Origin of the sequence: Brevundimonas sp. GCM10030266, assembly GCF_042666595.1 — a bacterium.
Lineage (GTDB): Bacteria > Pseudomonadota > Alphaproteobacteria > Caulobacterales > Caulobacteraceae > Brevundimonas.
Genome location: NZ_JBHTCY010000010.1, coordinates 1 through 1,193, shown reverse-complemented (window position 1 = coordinate 1,193; position 1,193 = coordinate 1). Strand labels below are relative to the sequence as shown.

Here is a 1,193-nt window from a genome sequence, read left to right as displayed (position 1 = left end):
ATGGCCAAGGAAAAGTTCGAACGCACCAAGCCGCACTGCAACATCGGCACGATCGGTCACGTTGACCACGGCAAGACGACGCTGACGGCGGCGATCACGATGACGCTGGCGAAGGCCGGCGGCGCCAAGGCGATGAACTACGCCGACATCGACGCCGCGCCGGAAGAAAAGGCCCGCGGCATCACGATCAACACGGCTCACGTGGAATATGAGACGGCCAACCGTCACTACGCCCACGTCGACTGCCCGGGCCACGCCGACTATGTGAAGAACATGATCACCGGCGCCGCGCAGATGGACGGCGCGATCCTGGTGGTGTCGGCCGCTGACGGCCCGATGCCGCAGACCCGCGAGCACATCCTGCTGGCCCGTCAGGTCGGCGTGCCGGCCCTGGTGGTCTTCATGAACAAGGTCGACCTGGTCGACGACGAAGAGCTGCTCGAGCTGGTCGAAATGGAAGTGCGCGAGCTGCTGAGCTCGTACCAGTTCCCGGGCGACGATATTCCGATCACCAAGGGCTCGGCCAAGGCCGCGACCGACGGCGTGAACCCGGAAATCGGCGAACAGCGCGTGCTGGCCCTGATGGAAACCGTCGACGCCTACATCCCGCAGCCGGAACGTCCGGTCGACCTGCCGTTCCTGATGCCGGTCGAAGACGTCTTCTCGATCTCGGGCCGCGGCACCGTGGTCACGGGCCGCGTCGAGAAGGGCATCGTCAAGGTCGGTGAGGAAGTCGAGATCGTCGGCATCCGTCCGGTCCAGAAGACGACCTGCACGGGCGTGGAAATGTTCCGCAAGCTGCTGGATCAAGGTCAGGCCGGTGACAACGTCGGCGTGCTGCTGCGCGGCACCAAGCGTGAAGACGTCGAGCGCGGTCAGGTTCTGTGCAAGCCGGGTTCGATCACCCCGCACACCAAGTTCCAGGCCGAAGCCTACATCCTGACGAAGGAAGAAGGCGGCCGTCACACGCCGTTCTTCACCAACTACCGTCCGCAGTTCTACTTCCGTACGACGGACGTGACCGGCATCGTGCACCTGAAGGAAGGTGTCGAGATGATCATGCCCGGCGACAACGCCGAGCTGAGCGTCGAGCTGATCACCCCGATCGCCATGGACCAGGGCCTGCGCTTCGCCATCCGTGAAGGCGGCCGCACCGTCGGCGCCGGCGTCGTCGCCAAGATCATCGAGTAATC

The 1,193-nt window shown here is 64.5% G+C and carries 1 protein-coding gene; it reads left to right on the top strand.

Features of this window, described 5'->3' with window-relative positions; all coding sequences use genetic code 11:
• Nucleotides 1-1,191 (top strand): elongation factor Tu (tuf, locus tag ACFQQC_RS18640; protein ID WP_376864046.1); only part of this gene is annotated, 1,191 nt, incomplete at its 5' end.
• Nucleotides 1,192-1,193 lie beyond the last annotated feature (2 nt).